Annotated in this window: 21 protein-coding genes; 11 read left to right on the top strand and 10 right to left on the bottom strand. The window is 40.2% G+C overall.

Annotated features, from left to right (window positions below):
- Positions 1-18 precede the first annotated feature (18 nt).
- The 5 genes from ureE to AR328_RS04840 all read left to right on the top strand — a co-directional run bounded on the left by ureE (position 19) and on the right by AR328_RS04840 (position 3,192).
- The gene (gene ureE, locus AR328_RS04860; protein ID WP_442854434.1) at positions 19-438 is read left to right on the top strand and encodes an urease accessory protein UreE; all 420 of its coding nucleotides are present in this window, start codon (positions 19-21) and stop codon (positions 436-438) included.
- Complete coding sequence (locus AR328_RS04855; RefSeq protein ID WP_066290948.1) at positions 431-1,117, top strand: urease accessory protein UreF; 687 nt, start codon at positions 431-433, stop codon at positions 1,115-1,117. The genes ureE and AR328_RS04855 overlap by 8 nt, the downstream gene beginning before the upstream one ends.
- A gap of 32 nt (positions 1,118-1,149) precedes the next feature.
- The gene (gene ureG / locus AR328_RS04850; protein WP_066290946.1) at positions 1,150-1,761 is read left to right on the top strand and encodes an urease accessory protein UreG; all 612 of its coding nucleotides are present in this window, start codon (positions 1,150-1,152) and stop codon (positions 1,759-1,761) included.
- Position 1,762: 1 nt separating this feature from the next.
- Positions 1,763-2,587, top strand: a complete 825-nt coding sequence (locus AR328_RS04845; RefSeq protein ID WP_066290939.1) for an urease accessory protein UreD — start codon at positions 1,763-1,765, stop codon at positions 2,585-2,587.
- A gap of 134 nt (positions 2,588-2,721) precedes the next feature.
- Positions 2,722-3,192, top strand: a complete 471-nt coding sequence (locus AR328_RS04840) for a DUF5342 family protein (protein ID WP_066290935.1) — start codon at positions 2,722-2,724, stop codon at positions 3,190-3,192.
- A gap of 50 nt (positions 3,193-3,242) precedes the next feature.
- Here AR328_RS04840 and AR328_RS04835 read toward each other — a convergent pair whose 3' ends face one another.
- The 4 genes from AR328_RS04835 to AR328_RS04820 are packed head-to-tail and all read right to left on the bottom strand — an operon-like array spanning position 3,243 to position 8,193.
- A complete protein-coding gene (locus tag AR328_RS04835) occupies positions 3,243-4,808 on the bottom strand; it encodes an ABC transporter substrate-binding protein (protein ID WP_066290930.1) in 1,566 nt (521 codons plus the stop codon).
- Positions 4,801-6,399: an ATP-binding cassette domain-containing protein gene (locus AR328_RS04830; RefSeq protein WP_066290926.1), complete on the bottom strand. Its 1,599-nt coding sequence runs from the start codon at positions 6,397-6,399 to the stop codon at positions 4,801-4,803. The genes AR328_RS04835 and AR328_RS04830 overlap by 8 nt, the downstream gene beginning before the upstream one ends.
- Positions 6,392-7,228 (bottom strand): ABC transporter permease, encoded by an 837-nt coding sequence (locus AR328_RS04825; RefSeq protein WP_066290919.1) that lies wholly within the window; start codon positions 7,226-7,228, stop codon positions 6,392-6,394. The genes AR328_RS04830 and AR328_RS04825 overlap by 8 nt, the downstream gene beginning before the upstream one ends.
- Positions 7,225-8,193, bottom strand: coding sequence for an ABC transporter permease (locus tag AR328_RS04820; protein WP_066290915.1), 969 nt, complete (start codon positions 8,191-8,193; stop codon positions 7,225-7,227). The genes AR328_RS04825 and AR328_RS04820 overlap by 4 nt, the downstream gene beginning before the upstream one ends.
- 252 nt (positions 8,194-8,445) lie before the next feature.
- Between AR328_RS04820 and AR328_RS04815 the strand changes: the two genes are divergently transcribed.
- From AR328_RS04815 to AR328_RS04805, 3 genes are all read left to right on the top strand, one after another.
- A complete protein-coding gene (locus tag AR328_RS04815) occupies positions 8,446-8,670 on the top strand; it encodes a YetF domain-containing protein (RefSeq protein ID WP_066290910.1) in 225 nt (74 codons plus the stop codon).
- Positions 8,671-8,826: 156 nt separating this feature from the next.
- Positions 8,827-9,024 carry a hypothetical protein gene (locus AR328_RS04810; protein ID WP_066290908.1) on the top strand — a complete coding sequence of 66 codons (198 nt, stop codon included), beginning with the start codon at positions 8,827-8,829 and terminating at the stop codon, positions 9,022-9,024.
- A complete protein-coding gene (locus AR328_RS04805) occupies positions 9,024-9,221 on the top strand; it encodes a YwbE family protein (protein WP_066290906.1) in 198 nt (65 codons plus the stop codon). The genes AR328_RS04810 and AR328_RS04805 overlap by 1 nt, the downstream gene beginning before the upstream one ends.
- Positions 9,222-9,259: 38 nt before the next feature.
- Here the strand turns inward: AR328_RS04805 and AR328_RS04800 are convergent, their stop codons facing one another.
- The 3 genes from AR328_RS04800 to AR328_RS04790 are packed head-to-tail and all read right to left on the bottom strand — an operon-like array spanning position 9,260 to position 11,390.
- A complete protein-coding gene (locus AR328_RS04800; protein ID WP_066290901.1) occupies positions 9,260-9,625 on the bottom strand; it encodes a VOC family protein in 366 nt (121 codons plus the stop codon).
- On the bottom strand, positions 9,622-10,659 hold the full coding sequence (locus AR328_RS04795; protein ID WP_066290899.1) for an S-adenosylmethionine:tRNA ribosyltransferase-isomerase: 1,038 nt from the start codon (positions 10,657-10,659) through the stop codon (positions 9,622-9,624). Before AR328_RS04795 ends, AR328_RS04800 begins: the two co-directional genes overlap by 4 nt.
- Positions 10,656-11,390: an SDR family NAD(P)-dependent oxidoreductase gene (locus tag AR328_RS04790; protein ID WP_066290897.1), complete on the bottom strand. Its 735-nt coding sequence runs from the start codon at positions 11,388-11,390 to the stop codon at positions 10,656-10,658. The genes AR328_RS04795 and AR328_RS04790 overlap by 4 nt, the downstream gene beginning before the upstream one ends.
- A 201-nt stretch (positions 11,391-11,591) precedes the next feature.
- Here AR328_RS04790 and AR328_RS04785 point away from each other — a divergent pair, with 201 nt between their 5' ends.
- The 3 genes from AR328_RS04785 (at position 11,592) to AR328_RS04775 (ending at position 14,390) form a co-directional block, all read left to right on the top strand.
- A complete protein-coding gene (locus tag AR328_RS04785) occupies positions 11,592-12,821 on the top strand; it encodes a translocation protein TolB (protein ID WP_066290891.1) in 1,230 nt (409 codons plus the stop codon).
- Between the two features lie 432 nt (positions 12,822-13,253).
- Positions 13,254-13,520: a Parvovirus coat protein VP1-like protein gene (locus AR328_RS04780; protein WP_066290889.1), complete on the top strand. Its 267-nt coding sequence runs from the start codon at positions 13,254-13,256 to the stop codon at positions 13,518-13,520.
- A 186-nt stretch (positions 13,521-13,706) separates the two neighbouring features.
- A complete protein-coding gene (locus AR328_RS04775; protein ID WP_066290880.1) occupies positions 13,707-14,390 on the top strand; it encodes a CPBP family intramembrane glutamic endopeptidase in 684 nt (227 codons plus the stop codon).
- A gap of 204 nt (positions 14,391-14,594) precedes the next feature.
- Here AR328_RS04775 and AR328_RS04770 read toward each other — a convergent pair whose 3' ends face one another.
- The 3 genes from AR328_RS04770 to AR328_RS04760 all read right to left on the bottom strand — a co-directional run bounded on the left by AR328_RS04770 (position 14,595) and on the right by AR328_RS04760 (position 17,424).
- The gene (locus tag AR328_RS04770; protein WP_066290876.1) at positions 14,595-15,047 is read right to left on the bottom strand and encodes a GNAT family N-acetyltransferase; all 453 of its coding nucleotides are present in this window, start codon (positions 15,045-15,047) and stop codon (positions 14,595-14,597) included.
- A 102-nt stretch (positions 15,048-15,149) separates the two neighbouring features.
- Positions 15,150-16,475, bottom strand: coding sequence for an allantoinase (locus AR328_RS04765; protein WP_066290873.1), 1,326 nt, complete (start codon positions 16,473-16,475; stop codon positions 15,150-15,152).
- Between the two features lie 151 nt (positions 16,476-16,626).
- Entirely contained in the window at positions 16,627-17,424 is a 798-nt protein-coding gene (locus AR328_RS04760; RefSeq protein ID WP_066290870.1) for a hypothetical protein, read from the bottom strand.
- Positions 17,425-17,442: the final 18 nt, after the last annotated feature.

Here is a 17,442-nt window from a genome sequence, read left to right as displayed (position 1 = left end):
GTTACAAACTTAGAAAAAATGGATCAAGAAGAAATTAAAAAGCGCCATATCGAAAAGGTGTACTTAGAAAGCGCACATCTAGTGAAACGCATTCAGAGAGTCAAAACGGACCATGGAAAAGAGATTGGCATACGTTTGAAAGAGCAGCGAGACCTTCTAGCTGGCGATGTTCTGTACATGGACGATAAAAATATGATTGTCATTGATGTACTGTCAGATGATCTGCTCGTCATCAGCCCGCGAAGCATAAAGGAAATGGGTACAATCGCTCATCAGCTTGGCAATCGTCATCTTCCGGCACAATTTGAAGAAAATGATATGCTCGTTCAATATGACTATTTAGTTGAAGAACTTCTGCAAGAGCTTGGTATTCCTTTTAAACGCGAAGATCGAAAAGTAAAGCAAGCATTCCGCCATATAGGTCACAGCCATGGATAATAAAATTCTCTCTCTGTTTCAGATTTGTGACTCTAATTTTCCTACAGGAGCTTTCAGCCACTCCTTCGGTTTAGAGAGTTACATCCAGGAAGAGAAAGTGAAGGATTCAGAAACTTTTTTCCAATGGCTGCAAGTATATTTGCATGAGCAGCTTATTTATACGGACGGGCTTGCTTGCCGTATTACTTTTGATGCTCTCATTGAGGAAAATTTTCAAAAAATATGGGATCTTGATCGTCTCATTACCGTCCAAAACTTGCCGAGAGAGACGCGTCAAGGGACACAAATGATCGGATCGCGAATGCTAAAGCTCACGGAATCTTTATATGAGATGGAAATTCTCTCGCAATATAAAGCTAGAGTTACAAAGAAACAGTCATCCGGTCACCCATCCATTGTTTTTGCCATAGTTGCACATGGCCTTGGTGTGGCGAAGCAGGATGCCATTCTTTATTATTTGTACTCGGCCGTTTCCAGCCAGGTTCAAAACGCCGTACGAGCTATTCCGTTAGGCCAAACTGCGGGACAAGTCATTACACATAAATTTCAGCCGGAATTAACACGGGCAGTTGAAAAAATCCTTCACCTCCCCGAAGATGATTTCGGCATCGTTTCCCCTGGTCTTGAACTATCTCAAATGAATCACGAACGAGTGAATATTCGAATTTTTATGTCGTGAAATTTTATAAAAGCTATAAAGGAAGTGTTTGAATGGAAGCAATTAAAATTGGAGTTGGAGGACCTGTCGGAGCAGGAAAAACAATGCTGATCGAAAAATTAACCCGTCATCTTGCCGATGAAATAAAAATGGCGGTCGTCACGAATGATATTTACACAAAAGAGGACGCGAAGTTTTTAATTCAGAACGGTGTATTGCCTGAGGATCGTATCATCGGGGTTGAAACTGGCGGATGCCCCCATACAGCAATTCGCGAAGATGCTTCAATGAATTTCGCTGCCATTGATGAGTTAATCGAGCGCCATCCAGATGTCGAGCTTATCTTTGTGGAAAGCGGCGGAGATAATCTTGCAGCCACTTTTAGCCCTGAGCTAGTAGACTTCTCGATTTATATTATCGATGTTGCACAAGGTGAGAAAATTCCGCGCAAAGGCGGGCAAGGGATGATTAAATCTGATTTATTCATCATTAACAAAACTGATCTTGCTCCTTTTGTCGGTGCAAGCCTCGAAGTAATGGCTCAGGATACGAAGGTTTTTCGCGGAGACAAACCCTTCTTTTTTACAAATTTAAAAAAGGATGAAGGTCTCCCTGAAGTGATTGAATGGATTAAGAAGAATGCTTTATTAAAAGGATTAGAGTAAGATGACAGACTGGACTGGCGAGTTATCTTTAGATCTTGAAGACAGACATGGGAAAACTGTTGCTAAAAATGTGTATTTTCAAGGTGCATTTAAGGTGATGCGGCCGGTTTACCATGATGATTCAGGACAGGTTTGCTACTATCTTTTAAATCCTGGCGGCGGCTTTTTAGACGGCGACCGGTACCGAATGAAAATATCTATCGATGAAGGCGCCAAAGCTACTTTAACGACACAGTCAGCAACAAAGATTTATAAGACACCGAATGACCATGCTTATCAGGAGACAGAGATATCCCTCAAGAAAGGCAGTTATTTAGAATATCTTCCTGATCCCTTAATTGCTTATCAGCATGCTCGTTATAAGCAAAAAACTGTCATTCATATGGAAAAAGGCGCAACGTTTCTTTATACAGACATTTTGACCCCAGGCTGGTCTCCGAACGGGGAAAAGTTCACCTATAATTCTATTCAATTAATTACGGAGATTTATTTAGATGATCAACTCGGTGTATTTGATCACATAAAGCTGATCCCCTCTCAGCAAAAATTAACTGAGATAGGGTTTATGGAAGGATATACGCATCTAGGGTCGATGATCGTAATCGGTGAACAAACGGATAGCGGGCTGCTGGATGAAATTTTTGAAACGATAAAAATGGAAGAAGAAAACATTAAATTCGGCATTTCTAAACTTGAAGTGCCGGGATTTAGTGTACGAGCTCTTGCAAACTCGACCCAAATTATCGAACGAATTTTCATCCATTGTCATCGTCTCATTAACGAAAAATGGTTTCATCATACTCCTAAATCTTTAAGAAAATATTAATACTAAAGTCCCGGATTTGAAAATAGGAATCCGGGCTCTTTTTTTGCGGAATTGCTTGACTTCCCTTGTAATAAATGAATATTTCGTTTAAGCTAGGAAAAACTTTAGCAAAGAGCCTGCAGAGGAGGTTAAGTATGCCTGAAGATAAAAAGGAAAAACCAGTAATTGAAGATTTTGAGGTCGAAAAACTTTACGAGGACCGCCCACATGAGCGACACGCATTTACGTTTAAGGTGCAAGGCGGAGAATATAAAGGGCATTATCATGAGGGTGAGATCCAATGGCTTCATCCACACCCAAAGCAAATGATTGGTGAAGATAAGGTAGATACGATCGAGACGAAAATACATTCATTATTAAGACAAAATGGAGTTTCAGGCGGGGTTGAAGAGTTGGAATTAATGCCAGCATTTGAAGACCGGATTCATGAGCGGCAAGCATTCACACTGCAAGTCCACGGTGCTGCATTCAAAGGGTTTGTACACGAAGGAGAAATTCAATGGTTCCATCCCCACCCTCACCATAAGCTTGAAGAAGAGCATGTTGAAGCGATTGAATCAGAAATCCATGAAAAAGTAGCGAAACAAACAAAGAGTGAAGAATAACAAAGGGACGGTCTCGGGCTTCGAGAGCACAAGAGCCGTCCCTTCACTTTTTATTTTTTATCCCACTCTTCAATATTCCATAAGACACCGAACCCGTGATGTCCCAATGTGCGGGTACTGATGCCCGTTACGTCTTTATTAACTCCATATAGTGCTTCGAGATAAACTAGAAAATTATAAGGAGGATCGATTGCCAGCTCCTCCTGGAAACTTTTATAGTAGGCTTCTCTTTCATCGATATTCGTTGCTGTACGAGCCTTCATAAGAAGTTCATCGACTTGTTGGTTTTGATAGGCCCCAAAATTATATTGCCCATCGCCAATTTCACTGCTATGGAAAAGACGGAATGTGTGATCGTCTGGATCAAACTCACTTCCCCAGCCAATAATTAATGCCTCTTCCCCATCATATTTCACGGCATTCCGGTCAACAGGTTTCGGCACTGCCATTATACCAAGCGGCTTTAACTGTTCAGAAACGACATTCGCAAGTGCGACACGAATTTTATCTTGGATCGGGGAAACAAGTTCAAATTCAAATCGTTTTCCGTCTTTTGTTAAGATCCCATCTGATCCTTTTACCCAGCCGGCTTCAGCCAAAAGCTGCTGCGCTTTTTCAATATTGTACGAATACCATTCTTTTTGCGGGACTCCTGCCCAAGATTTCTGCAACGGTCCCCATGCAGGCTCTCCCTTCCCAGCTAGTACCCCTTTGACTAATTCTTCCCGATTTACCGCAAGATTCATTGCCTGGCGGACACGTTTATCTTGAAAAAGCGGCAAACGCATATTATACATCACAGCTCGATAATCCGCTGTTGATACTTCATGCACCGCATAAGGATCTGTTTCTTTAACGCCTGCCAGCTGATTCGGCTCCAATAATGCTAAATCGATTTCTCCCGTTTTCAACTGTAAAGCGCGTGTATTGGCATCCGGTACAGCTTTGAAAACCACTTCATCTAGCTTCGGCGCTTGTCCGTAATAATCATCATTCCGCTTCAGCACAATCGTATGATCGTTTTTCCACTCCTTTAGCTTAAATGGGCCATTACCAATTGGATGTTGATTAAAATCAGTTTCATTTAGATTCTCATCACGCAAAATGTGCGCAGGCACAATGCCGATTTTCAACTTATCCAAAAGAGGCGGAAAAGGACGATGAAGAGTTATTTTTACTTCAAAATCTCCTACAGCTTCAACTGACTTAATTTCATTAAATTCACCTGAAATAGGTGTATTTGTAGACGGGTCTATAATTTTATTAAAGGTAAAAGCAACATCCTCAGCCGTTACCGGTTTTCCATCCTGCCATTTAGCGTCTTCACGGAGCTTAAACGTGTAGATTATATTGTCCTGAGAAATTTCCCAACTCTCCGCTAAATCTGGTTTTACGCCATTATTCTCATCTGGCTTGGTTAAGCCGCGGAAAAGAAGGGCATCAATTTCCTGGCTCTCATCTAGAACAGGATTCACTTTTTCAATTTCTGATTCCGTGCCATAAACGAGTTGCTTCTTTTTGGATGTTTGAGCTTGTTCTGAATTGCCTCCGCTGCAGCTCGTTAAAACAATAAGACTAAAAATAGAAACGATCGCTAAAATTAGTTTTTTATACATGAATCTCTTCCCTCTCATTTCTTTTCACCCTTCTTTTAGAAGGAATGAATATCGGCATATAAGATAATAGCTCTTGTGTGTATTCGTTATTAGATTGGCAAAGTTTGTCTGAAGGCAATTCTTCAATAATCCTTCCTTCATTCATGACAAAAATACGCTGACAAAGCGCCATCGCTGCGCGGATATCATGCGAAATAAAAAAAATAGCCATTTCGTCAAGTTCATTCAATGATTGGATTAATGAAATCATTCTTGCTTGTGAGCTCATATCCAGATTGGCAAATGGCTCGTCCAACACAATGAGCTCTGGTTCCACTAGAAGTGCCCTGGCAAGTGCAACACGCTGCCTCATCCCGCCAGAAAGCTCATGAGGATATAGTGACATAGCAAATGGAGGGAGCTCAACTTTCTGTAAAACAGCTTCTACTTCCTCTTTTTTATTTCCTTCGCCTTTTTTCCAGTAGTCAAATCCTTCACCAACAATTTTCTCTACTGTCCAGCGAGGATCAAAAGAAGCTATCGGATCCTGATGCACCCATTGAACACCTCTGCGCAGCTCTTTTTGGCCATACCACGAAACCGATCCCTTGCTGCATGTCTCAAGGCTCAGCATAAGTCGGGCAAGAGTGCTTTTTCCTCCTCCGCTTTCGCCGATTAATCCAACTATTTCTCCAGCATGAATTTTCAGCGTCACATCTCGGACAGCTTCGAATTTATCTGATCGAAACCACTTTTTCTTGTGAAATGTTTTAGAGACATTTTCTATTCGCATGATTGGATTTTTTTCTTTGATAGGATAAACCATGGGTGGATTCGAGAGTAGCCGATAATTTTCCAGCAGATCTTTGGCTTGATCCGACTTAGGATTTGCAAATAACTCTTCAGCTGATGCCTGTTCTATGACTTGTCCATAGCTCATCACAATCACATCATCGGCCATTTCAGCCACCACACCTAAGTCATGTGTAATAAATAGAACGGTTCCGCCTGATTCTTCCTGCCATTCACGTATAATTGAAAGGATGTCAAACTGAATCTTCATGTCAAGGGCAGTCGTTGGTTCATCAGCGATTAACAACGTTGGATTCAATGCAATAGCTATTGCCATTTGAACACGCTGTCTCATGCCTCCCGATAATTCGTGTGGATATGAACGGAAAACATGCACAGGGTCCTTCATCCTCACTAGCCGCAATAGTTTGATCGCTTCTTCTTTAGCCTCCCTTTTCTTCATGGAAGTGTGGGTCATGAAGATCTCCACAAAATGGGATCCAATCGTTCTAAGCGGATCGAAGGTTTGCCATGTATCCTGAAATACAAAACCTAGATTTTTGCCGCGATATTCCCGTTTCCGTTTACCACTCATCATTTGCACATTTTCCCCTGAAAATGTCACAGAACCTGAAGTAACCGTTACTTCCTGAGGCAGCAGGTCAATAACTGCCCTTGCAGTTAAGCTTTTACCAGAGCCGCTCTCTCCAATGAGTGCTGTGATCGTTCCTTTCCGGATGTGAAAAGAAGCATTTTCCACTAAATTTATGTCATGAAGAGAGATTGTAAGATTCTCTGCTTTAAGAAGATAATCAGTCATATTTTCCTCCATTTCTGAACTGTGGACCGGTTAAGCGATCTTGCAACTCATCTCCTGCAAATGTAATGAAAAGGACGGTAAAGGTTATACAAATTCCTGGAAATAAAGCTATCCACCAAGCACCTCCCAGTAAATAACTTTGTGCACCCATCAGCATATTTCCCCATGATGGTTCATGTGGAGGAATTCCAATTCCAAGGAAGCTTAGTGTTGCTTCGGCAAGGACAGCATGGCTGATTCCGCTGACGGCTAGGACAGCGATGGTCGGCCAGCATTGCGGCAGCATATGCCGGTGCAATAATTGCAAAGGTGTAGCGCCGATCACGGTTGAAGCTTGAATAAAGATCTCATTCTTCATCGTCATTATTTCTGTTCGGACAAGACGAGCAATAGTCATCCAGCTTGTCAGGCTAATCACTAGAATAATAGACATCATCCCATTAGGAAATAGGAGCTGCAAGATAATCATGAGAAGCAGTGAAGGAAAGCTTAGAGCAGCATCCACAATCCGCATCATGATCTGGTCCATGACACCACCAGCAAAACCGCTTATCGCTCCATAACTAACCCCTATAACAATTGAAACGGTCATAGCGGCAGCACCGACTAAGAGAGATACACGCCCTCCATACAAAAGACGTGTTAAAACATCCCGCCCAAGTTCATCTGTTCCAAATAAATGTTCTGGTCCAGGGGGCTGAAGAACGTGATCCATCTTGATAGACAGCGGGTCATAAGATGTAAGAAAAGGTGCCATCCAGACAGAAAAAATAAGAAGCAAAAAAGAGGAAGTTGCCATAATAAGCTTCCACTGACGTTTTATTTTCATTTTTTTCCCTCCTCAAGCAGCTGGGAACGCAGGCGAGGATCCATCCATGCACAAAGGAGATCAACCAACAAGTTTATCGCAATGACAAAAACCATACTTAATAAAATGACGGCTAATAATACAGGGTAATCATGTGCAAGGGCAGCCTTTAAAGATAGTCTGCCAAGGCCTGGCCACGAAAAAATAGTTTCTATGACAACAGAACCGGCAAGCGCTACAGCAAGTGACATTCCTGTATAGGATAGAAAAGGGATTGAAGCATTCGGCAGCAAATGATTCAACAAAATTCTACGGTCCTCAATACCCCGAGCTTTTAAAGCAAATATAAATCCATTATCTTTCGTTATGTTTATATGATTTCGAAGGAGCCTGATATAATAACCGGCATGTGATAAAGCGAGGACTAATGAAGGCATAAGTAAATATCGAAGTTGTTCGCCCCATCCTCCTTCCCCCATTCCGGAAGTCGGCAGTACGCCTAAATAGACGGAGAAAAAAAGCATTAGCATAAGTGCGAACCAAAAAGGCGGTATGGACATAAATAATAAGCTTACCCATGTAATCACTTGATCAAAAAAAGATCGCCGAAACAATCCGGATACGACACCAAACACGCCAGCAAGCAAAAAAATAATCAAATGGGATGACATCATGAGAATAAATGTAGGCTGTAGCGCTTTGATAACAAATAAGGTCACATCTTCCCCAGAAATGAAGGACTGCCCCCATTCACCGTGTAAAATCTGGGAAAGCCACTTTCCATATTGGACCGGGAGCGGATCATGAAGTCCAAGGTTTTCTGTAATGCGAAACCTGTCCGCCTCACTCATTTTCTGGAGCTGTTCCCCATAAAGTGCAGCTGCCGGATCCCCTGGCAGCATCCGAATAAATATAAAGCAAAGCATGCTGCCAATGAGTAAAACTACGATTGATTCAGCAAACCGCTTCAAAATAAATAGACCCATTTACATCCTGCTTTCTATGAATAAACCTATAATTGTGGAAACACATACTTAGGTTTTCCTCTTGTATCTTACCATATTTTCATTCATATATTAATAGTTAGATAGAAAGCTCCAACCTCTATGCTATCTAATTTCCTATAGGCACTTTTCCTTATGCTCCCAATATCTTCACGAATTTTAAAAATACCAATTTGAGTATAAAAGGTTAATTTAAACTAAAAATACATATAGATTCTGATAAGGAGAGTAGATATGATCAATGATGTTGAATTTGCCACAATCGAATCTAATGGACAATTAGGTTATTCTCTGAAAAAGGAAAAACAGCCCGCAACAAAAGAAGATATTCAAAGCCTCATTCAACTGATTCAAAACGGTCAGCTTATTCAGCAAAGCAAGCAACCAGCTTTTCAAGACAATATATTTATTGAAACTTTAAATAAAGACGATTCTGATTTACCTTCTCATTTGCAATGAACATACTGAAGGCAAGGAATTAGGGAGACTAAAGACTCTTTAATTCTTTTTTTATGTTATATGGTCACTGCCAAATCTTTTTCTTTTTTCAATTTCACAAACAACTAAAAATAGATTATACTGAGTTCACTATCATATTAAATGGAGGAACCTTCTATGTCTGAAAATAATCAATCAGAAGCACCTAAAAAGAAAATTAGCCTGCAAGAGGCAATGAAGCAGCAGCTTGAAAAGAAAAAAAATCAGGCCAATGCTTCCGGCAAAGGTGCAGCAAATGGTGATTTATCAACGAAAAAGCTGAAGAGCCAGCAATCAAAGAAACCAAGTAATACACGCAGAAAAATGGGCGTCTAATGAACGGACAAAACCGGAAAAATGTATTCCCTGGCATGACTGTTGATATTGTTCTTAAAGCCGATCAAAGAACAGGAAAGCTGACAAGAGGCATCGTAAAGGACCTGCTCACAAAATCGAGCACCCATCCTCATGGCATTAAAGTCAGGCTGACAGATGGACAGGTTGGACGAGTCCAGAAAGTATACGCTGAATAAGAGGTGGAAAAAGCATTCAAGGATGTCCCTGAATGCTTTTATTTATATCCTTCACTAACTTGAACCAATTCTATTACTTCATCATTAAGACCCTCGTAAAAGACAATATCCCAGCCATTTTTCAGCTTATAAGGTCCTTCTGAAATATTAAATCCCTTTACACTCAGATTTCTAATCCACTCCGCTAAATCCTCCACCTGCCACGACAGATGAATAGTACTGAAAGGGACAGGCGCTTCCTCTGACTCAATTAATTCGATTCTTACCTCTTCTTTTATAAGAAAGGCTATTTTTTCACCGGGCAAAGAAAGATATTGTTCGAGCTTAAATTCGAAAACACGTTCATAGAATTCAATGGCTTCTTCTATATTTCGAACTTGAATGCCTCCATGATGCCATTTCATCCTCTTGCTCCCATCGGCAAAATCAAGTTCATATCGCCAAACTCATGCCAAAGGTATCCGTCTGCTAGCGCTTCAGTGTAAGCTTTCATCAGAAGCGGCTCTTGAATAAATGCCGTAAGAAGGTCCAAGTGGCTCGCTTCAGGTTCATGAAAACCGGTTATGAGGCCGTCGACTGCTTTTAGAGGAAAGCCTTTTTTAATATATAAATTCGTGATCCCAGCCCGTGCTTCAACATTACCGGCCTTATCGACAGCTGCTTCTAGTGCCCGAACGACAGTAGTACCTACTGCTATGACACGCCCGTTATTTTTTTTCGTTGTGTTTACCAGATCAGCCGTTTCCTTTGGAACATTAAATGCTTCAAGATGTTTGCTTGGGTTTGGCCAGCGGTCCTTTCCGTAATAGCTTAAGCCCGTATGAAGCTGCAAATAAGCAATGTTTACACCTTTTTTCTTCAGATTATTTAGCAGCTTCCACGTAAAAGCTCTTCCAGCAGAGGGCATTTCTACAGAGCCCGGAACAGAGGCATAAACAGTTTGATACATTTCTAACGGCCAAGGGGTTTCAATATATTCATAGTACAGCGGCTCCCCGTATTGATAGATCGTATCGTAAAGCTCAATTCCACTTTTTGAAAATGCGAGAATAATTAATGGGGCTTCATTTCCCTGCCCAGTAATGGTTGCTGTTAGATTACCTGGTAAATCTATTTCTTCCCCTACCTTCAGTATCCCTTCTGTGACAAGTGCCTCCCATTCAAATTCAGATATTTTCCGGGATAAGCGAATTTCAATATTTTGCTTTCCCCTTTTCCCTTTTAACACGGCTGGTATGGTACGGCTATTATTCAGGACAAGCAAATCTCCCTCTTGCAAGTAAGAACCCAGGTCGTAAAAATAATTATGGAAGCTGTCTCCCGTTTTCGAATCGAGCGCCATTAAACGGACGTGATCCCTCGGTATTCCTCGGTATTCAGCCGGCGTATTTGCATTTAAATCTTCATGGACTTGGAATGGACGTGCAGCTAGCATCATAGGAGTGGCCCCCTTTTTTCTTCTAAAATCGATTGTGCCTCAAATCGCTTTCCGTTCACGTCTACTGATTCATTTAGTCCGAGATAAACAAATGCCTTTGCGACATCATGAGGGTTACTAAGCTCATAATCACAATCAGGAACGGCAATAGCGTGCATCTCTGTATCCATTTCTCCAGGGTCAACCATCCCAATACTTACACCTGTATCCTCCAGCTCATCAGCCCAAGTTTGTGTTAAGCCTTCCACCGCAAATTTAGAAATCCCATAAGCACCCCATTCAGCAAATCCGGTTTTTCCAGCTTCCGATGTGACATTCAGAATTCTTCCGGTATTTCTAATTAGCATGCCTGGCAATACACGCTTTGTCACAAGGAAAGGATTAACTACATTCATCCGTATCACTTCCGCAAAGTCATGATCCGGATAATCGGCCAGCAGCGTAGGACCTGGTCCAAATACGGATGCATTATTTACTAAAATATCTACCCTTCCGAATGTTTCTTCTACAATTGAGACGAACCGATTTACATCTCGTACATTCGTAACATCCGCCTCCACTGCAATGATCTCAGCCCCAAGCTCCCTCGCTTCGTGCTCAACCTTGCGCAGCATCCCTTCCCCTCTCGAACAAATCGCAAGCCGTACTCCTTTTTTGGCAAATGCCAATGTCAATGCCCTTCCAAGACCTTTCGATGCCCCTGTAATCATTACAACCATTTTATTGTTCATCTGATTCACTCGCTTTCTTTTGTTTTCTTACTTTTATTTTAGAAAAAGAAAGCGCTGGTCACATCGGAAGGTTGGAGGAAAGCATTTACGCAAATCGTTTGAAGAAAATCTACGACTTTTGGATGAGGAGCATTTTTCCAATCAGCATTGAGGCCATTGTTTTCCCTTGATGGGACATCCTATGACATGGAGGGATGATTTATGGTATTGAGGATTTTATTAATAATTCTATTTACTAGTTTTCATTTTACAGTGGATGCTTTTGCCGAAGTTTCACTTAAGGCTGCATTTATACGAGATCATCAATTATGGATAAAGGAAGGCGATAAAGAAATTCAACTGACAGCAGGCCGCTATGTATTCAATCCCCAATGGTCAATGGATGGGCGGTTCATTGCCTTTTTGGATGGTGATGAGAAACAAGAAAAAACATATTTGTATGTGTACGATTCCAAGGAAAAGGAAATCTACCAACCATATGAAACGATTGAAACAAGAAATTTCAAATGGTCGCCTGTAGCAAATCAGCTAGCCTATAATGCGGGCGGTGTCCTAAACGTGACGAAATCAAAAAATGGACGGCCACACGGATTTGAGAATGTTTCCCTTGGTGTGAGTGATTTTGCATGGTTCCCCAGCGGAAAAGAATTTATTGTTTCATCGCAATCTAATCTGCTTCCTACTGGGTGGGAACCTGTTCATCTTTTTAAAGTGTCAGCTGATGCCAATTTAAATAATAATAAAATTAAGCTATTTTATACCATTCAAACAGATGAAAAAGATTTATTTGCAATCGATGCTGAATATTTTAAATGGAGTACTGATGGGAAATGGATTAGTTTCCTAGCAACGCCGACTGCTTCTTGGTCCAATGACAGCAATACATTATGCGTCCTTTCATCAAGAGGAGACCACTTTCAAGTCGTAGGAAAGATGCTCTGGTATGAAAACTGGATCAAATGGGCTCCTACAAAAAATCAACTAGCCTTCATATCGGGTGAAGGGAGATTTTGGGTTGAAAACAAGAACGCAGCCATTGCAGACATTCCTGTCATGACCAAACGAATGGAATACACCCCTAAAGGTTTTGTCGACCTTGATATCGAATGGTTCACTCCAGATCAAGTTATTGTTGCCCGAGCAAAAGAAAACAAGGAATGGAAAGAAGGCCCCGTTCCAACAATGTTTACAGCTCTATACGTCATTAATCTTAAATCGGGAGAACAAAAGCAGATTACCTTTCCGAAGAAAGATGAATTAGATCATGCACCGCAAGTCGTTGGGTCAGCAATCACATGGTTTCGAATGACTAAAAAGGGTCACCAAGGAGATGTATGGATTAATGATGGAATGAATGGAATAGAACATCTGTGGTTAAAAAACGTGGATTCTGCTCCGGTGCTTTTTAATAAAAAAATAGATAACTCTTAACAAGGGGGCCGCACTTTTTGGTTGGGGGATTAAAATAAGCACCCAAGCTGATAAATAGACGGAAAAATTCCGCTTAATTAGAAAATATCATTGAAAATAGCCTTAATAGACGGAGAGATTCCGCCTATTTACTCAAAAAATTCAAAAATGGGGGATTTTTCTTTGCATAGTCGGAAATCCTCCCCTTATTTACCCCCAAACTAGCTCCTTTCTGTATATAACCGGAAAACCTCCGCTTATTTCACTTCCGGTAGCACAATACAGTCTATGCCAAGTCTCCGTGTACCTCTTGCTCATCCAGAGTGCACTGCTCTCTCCTAAAATTCCTTTTTTCCAGATGCATTCACATATGGCAGTTAAAAGCCTTTCCATTTAAAGCTGAAAATCATACTCTATTGTATCTCAGTGCTTGTCAGGGAAGGAGGGGGAATAATGAGCTATAGACGGCCACACTTTGGGATTTGTATGCCGGGGTACAGGTATTGTGGGCCAGGTTGTTCCGGGCCGGGGTCTCCCATTAATGAGGTAGATGCGTGCTGTAAATTACATGACGAATGTTATGATAGATATGGCCGAACAAAACGGTGCGACCAGCTATTTCAAAAATGTCTGCGTCCCAAAATCAAGTCTCACAGTAAAATGGGCAGAGATGCTGCATTAATTTATAGTATTATGAGTTTGCGTGATAAATTTCAATAACTTGTTACAAGCCTTTAGGTGATTGTATGGCTGCGTCCTCCTCACCTAGAGGCTTGCTTAAGAAGGAGTTTGCCTAGTGCCAAAGGATTTAACAACATAATTTATATTTTTCCATACATATATTATTATGTAAAATTCATCCTGTATAATAGAGGAGAATAAAATTCAAAAACGAAGGAGCTCTATATGCCCAAAACGAGGAATTGGAAAGGACTATTTACACCCTTTACCCCTGATATTTATTCCAGAAATGATATTTTGGCAGGGCTAGCGATCACCACCTCTGCAATGATCGGAATTTTTGTAGTTAGTTTAAGTTTGGGTTTAGTAGAGATAACTAATATCGGCTTTAATTTAAAGTCCTTAATTTATTATACAGGGCTCATTTCTATATCAGCTGGATATGAGGAATTAGTATTCAGGTGTATCATATTAACAATTCTTATAATGTTATTTAAAAAACCATTTTTTCCACTACTTATTACATCAATATACTTTGGCTTTGTGCATTATGACAATGACCATGCGACATTGTTATCCGCATTTAGTAACGGTCTTGGCGGGGTGATGTATGGATTAGCATTTATATATACACGAAAAATTTGGTTCCCATGGGCGCTCCATTTTGCATGGAACTATATACAAGCACCAATATTAGGATTTCCTGTTAGTGGATTTAAAGCAGATGGAATAATTAAATTAAAGCTATTGGACAACTCTTGGATTTCTGGCGGATTATATGGTCCAGAAGGAGGAGTTATAGGAATTGCCTTTCGTTTCACAGTTATCATTCTAATTGTTATTTGGATTAAGAAGTCTCGCGGTGTGGTAAAGGAAAGTCACAGTCACCTCCATATTATTCAAAATTAACAGAGGGACAGGTTTTTTTTGTCCCTTTTTCATTGGTTAAAGTTAAAGTCCCTTTGTCTCCCAAAGAAATTTAAAGTTATATTATTTTAGTAACCAGTTGTTAAATCTATAAATAAAATAATTGTAATAAATCATTTTAAATAATAAAAAGCCACCAAATTTGGCAGCTAATTGTCTCTTTGTGCTGTATTTTTTCATTTTCATCTACAAATCCTGCGATAACCGGACCATATCCCTGCAAAGTATACCGTTCTCAATTATTTCTTCTGGGTAATGCCTAGTGAAAAAGTCTAGATCAATACCGGTCATTCGAAAACCACATTTTTGATAAAGAGCTAATTGTCCAATACTTGAATTTCCAGTACCCACTTCCATTGTTTTGTATCCAGATAATTTAGCTGTCTGGATTGCATGTATAATGAGTTGTTTCCCGATGCCGTGGCCTTGGTGCGTTTCAATCACTGCAATATTCACCAGTTCCACCGTTTCAGGTCTTGTCTGAAGAAGTACATACACCCCAACAATTTGACCATCCATTTCAGCTACAAAGCATTCTCCTCTTTGTGTATATTCCTCAACTAATTTCAAAGAAGGATCAGCCAATAGCAATAATTCAATTGGTGGGTTTTCATTAATATTTAGTTTACGGATATGCATATTGCTCTCTCCCAGGACTATTTTTTCACGATTTTACCATGACTGAACAATAAAATTACAATAAATAACCCCGTTCCAGTAAAGGAACGGGGCAATCTTCTATTATTTCTCCATCAGTTTCCCATTTTCAAATACTACTTTCCCGCCAACAATCGTTGTTGTGACTTTTCCTTTAAAGGTCATGCCAACATATGGGGAATGCTGATGACGATAGAATAAATCTTCCTTCTTCAGTTCAAAGCTTTCGTCCAGATTCACAAGTGTCAAATCAGCATCGTAATCGGCGGCAATCGTTCCTTTATTGGAAAGTCCGAATACTTTTGCCGGGTTTGTCGAGGTTAACTCAACAATTTTTTCTAAAGGCAGTTTTCTTTTAAAATGCCCTTCGGTTAACAAAATATTTAACGTAGATTGTGCTCCTGAAATGCCGCCCCACCCTTCAAAAATATTGCCTGTGCTTTCTTTCATGGATGCTGGTGCTGGTGAATGGTCGGAACCGATGACATCAATTTCCCCATTTGCAACAGCAGCCCAAAGATTTTCTACTTCATCCTCATCTCTTAATGGCGGGGCACACTTCGCTAATACACCTTTTTCTTCTAAATCCTTTACTGTCAGCGATAAATAATGTGGACATGTTTCCACTGTGACCTCTAAGCCGCTTTCCTTTGCTTCATTAATAAGCTTCACAACTCTGCGGCTGCTTGCATGGACAATATGCAGCTTACATCCCGTTAGCTCTGCATAAGAAAGGACTCTTCTTACTGCTTCTACTTCAGAAATAATCGGACGGGATTCCACAAAGTCTCTTGCTGATACTTTCCCTTGACTTATTTTTTCACTCGCAAGCTGATCACACATGACCGTACTTTCCGCATGAACGGCTAATAGCGAACCAAGAGAGGCAATCTCCTTCATTCCCTTATAAATGGATTCGTCATCCACATTATTAAAATCATCAATTCCGCTCGGTGACATAAATGCCTTAAAGCCTATCACGCCATTTTCATGCAGGCCCTTTAAATCATCAATATTTTCCGGGACTAGCCCGCCCCAAAAACGCGGATTCACAATGGACTTTTCAGCGGCAAGGGAACTTTTTATCTCTAAGTTCTCTTTATTAACGGTCGGAGGGGTACTGTTCAATGGCATATCGAAAAAGGTTGTCACCCCGCCGGCAGCTAAGCTTCTGCTTCCTGTCTCCAATCCTTCCCATTCCGCTCTTCCTGGTTCATTAAAATGGACATGTGTGTCAATCAGGCCAGGCAGAATATGAAGTCCTTCTGCATTAATTTCTTTAGCTGCTGTTCCTTCGATTGATTTACCTGCTGAAATGATTTTTCCATCCTTAATGGCAATATCTCCTTGAACAACGGAATCCACTGTCACGATCTGCCCATTTTTAATAATTAAATCGTAATTCGTCATTTGTCCATTCCTCCAATTTGTTTTTCTCTCACAACCTTTCCATAGCTTTTGTCATTAGGAGAAAAATAAAACGAAATAATATTTGAGATTATGACAAGAGGACAGCGCATAACGCGGAAGAGTTTTTAGAGGAATGATAAATGGATGATGATTAAATTTTAAATTTTGTTATGAAATAAAATTCACTTCCAAATTTTTCCAGAAGTTCTTGGAAAGAGGAGTTTATTAATAGGGGAAAAAGATTTTCAAGTGCGTCATGGTAGTCTTGCCCTAATGCTTCACGCATCATAATAAACTTATGAAAGAGCAGTGCTTTTTCAAAATCAATCCCTAGTTTGTACAAGCCGCTGTACAATTCTTCTTTCGGAATTCGTTTAATTTTTTTATAGACTTTTTCATTTTTCTCAATAAATTTCCCCTCTAAATAATGACTAACATAATCTGTATACACCATTTGTCCAATTTCATTTGCTTCTTCTTTTGTATAATTAAATCCAATTACACGATCGACCTTATTTTCACGGATTACAAAAGTTTTATTCCCCTGTAAATGTGTAATAAAACTCTTTACACTCTTATCAAAAATTTTATTAAATTGAATGATTTGATGCAGTTTAACTGCAAAGTTTGTATGCTCTTCACCAACAACAAATAATCGATCCACAATAGGCAAAAGCTTTAAAACCCCTTCGGAAAGCTGACTAGAGGCGTCGTAAATAATAATATCGTATTCCTTCTTCATCCTTTTTACTTTTTGTTTTTGCTCTGTTAATGATAATTTGGAGAATTCGTGGATAAACTCATTGGAGTTCTCTTCTTTTTCTAAAGCCGCATAGGAAATAAACGCAGCAGATAAAGGCGTATTCATTTTGAGCCACTGATAAATCGATAAAGACAATTCGGTTACACCTGACTTTGCTTTTGGCGAATAGAAACCTACTAAATACATTTAACTCACCTGCCTTTT

It is taken from the genome of Bacillus sp. FJAT-29937 (assembly GCF_001509555.1).
GTDB lineage: Bacteria > Bacillota > Bacilli > Bacillales > Cytobacillaceae > Cytobacillus.
Note: the sequence above shows the minus strand (reverse complement) of the source record. Positions and strands in the feature narration are given on the sequence as shown.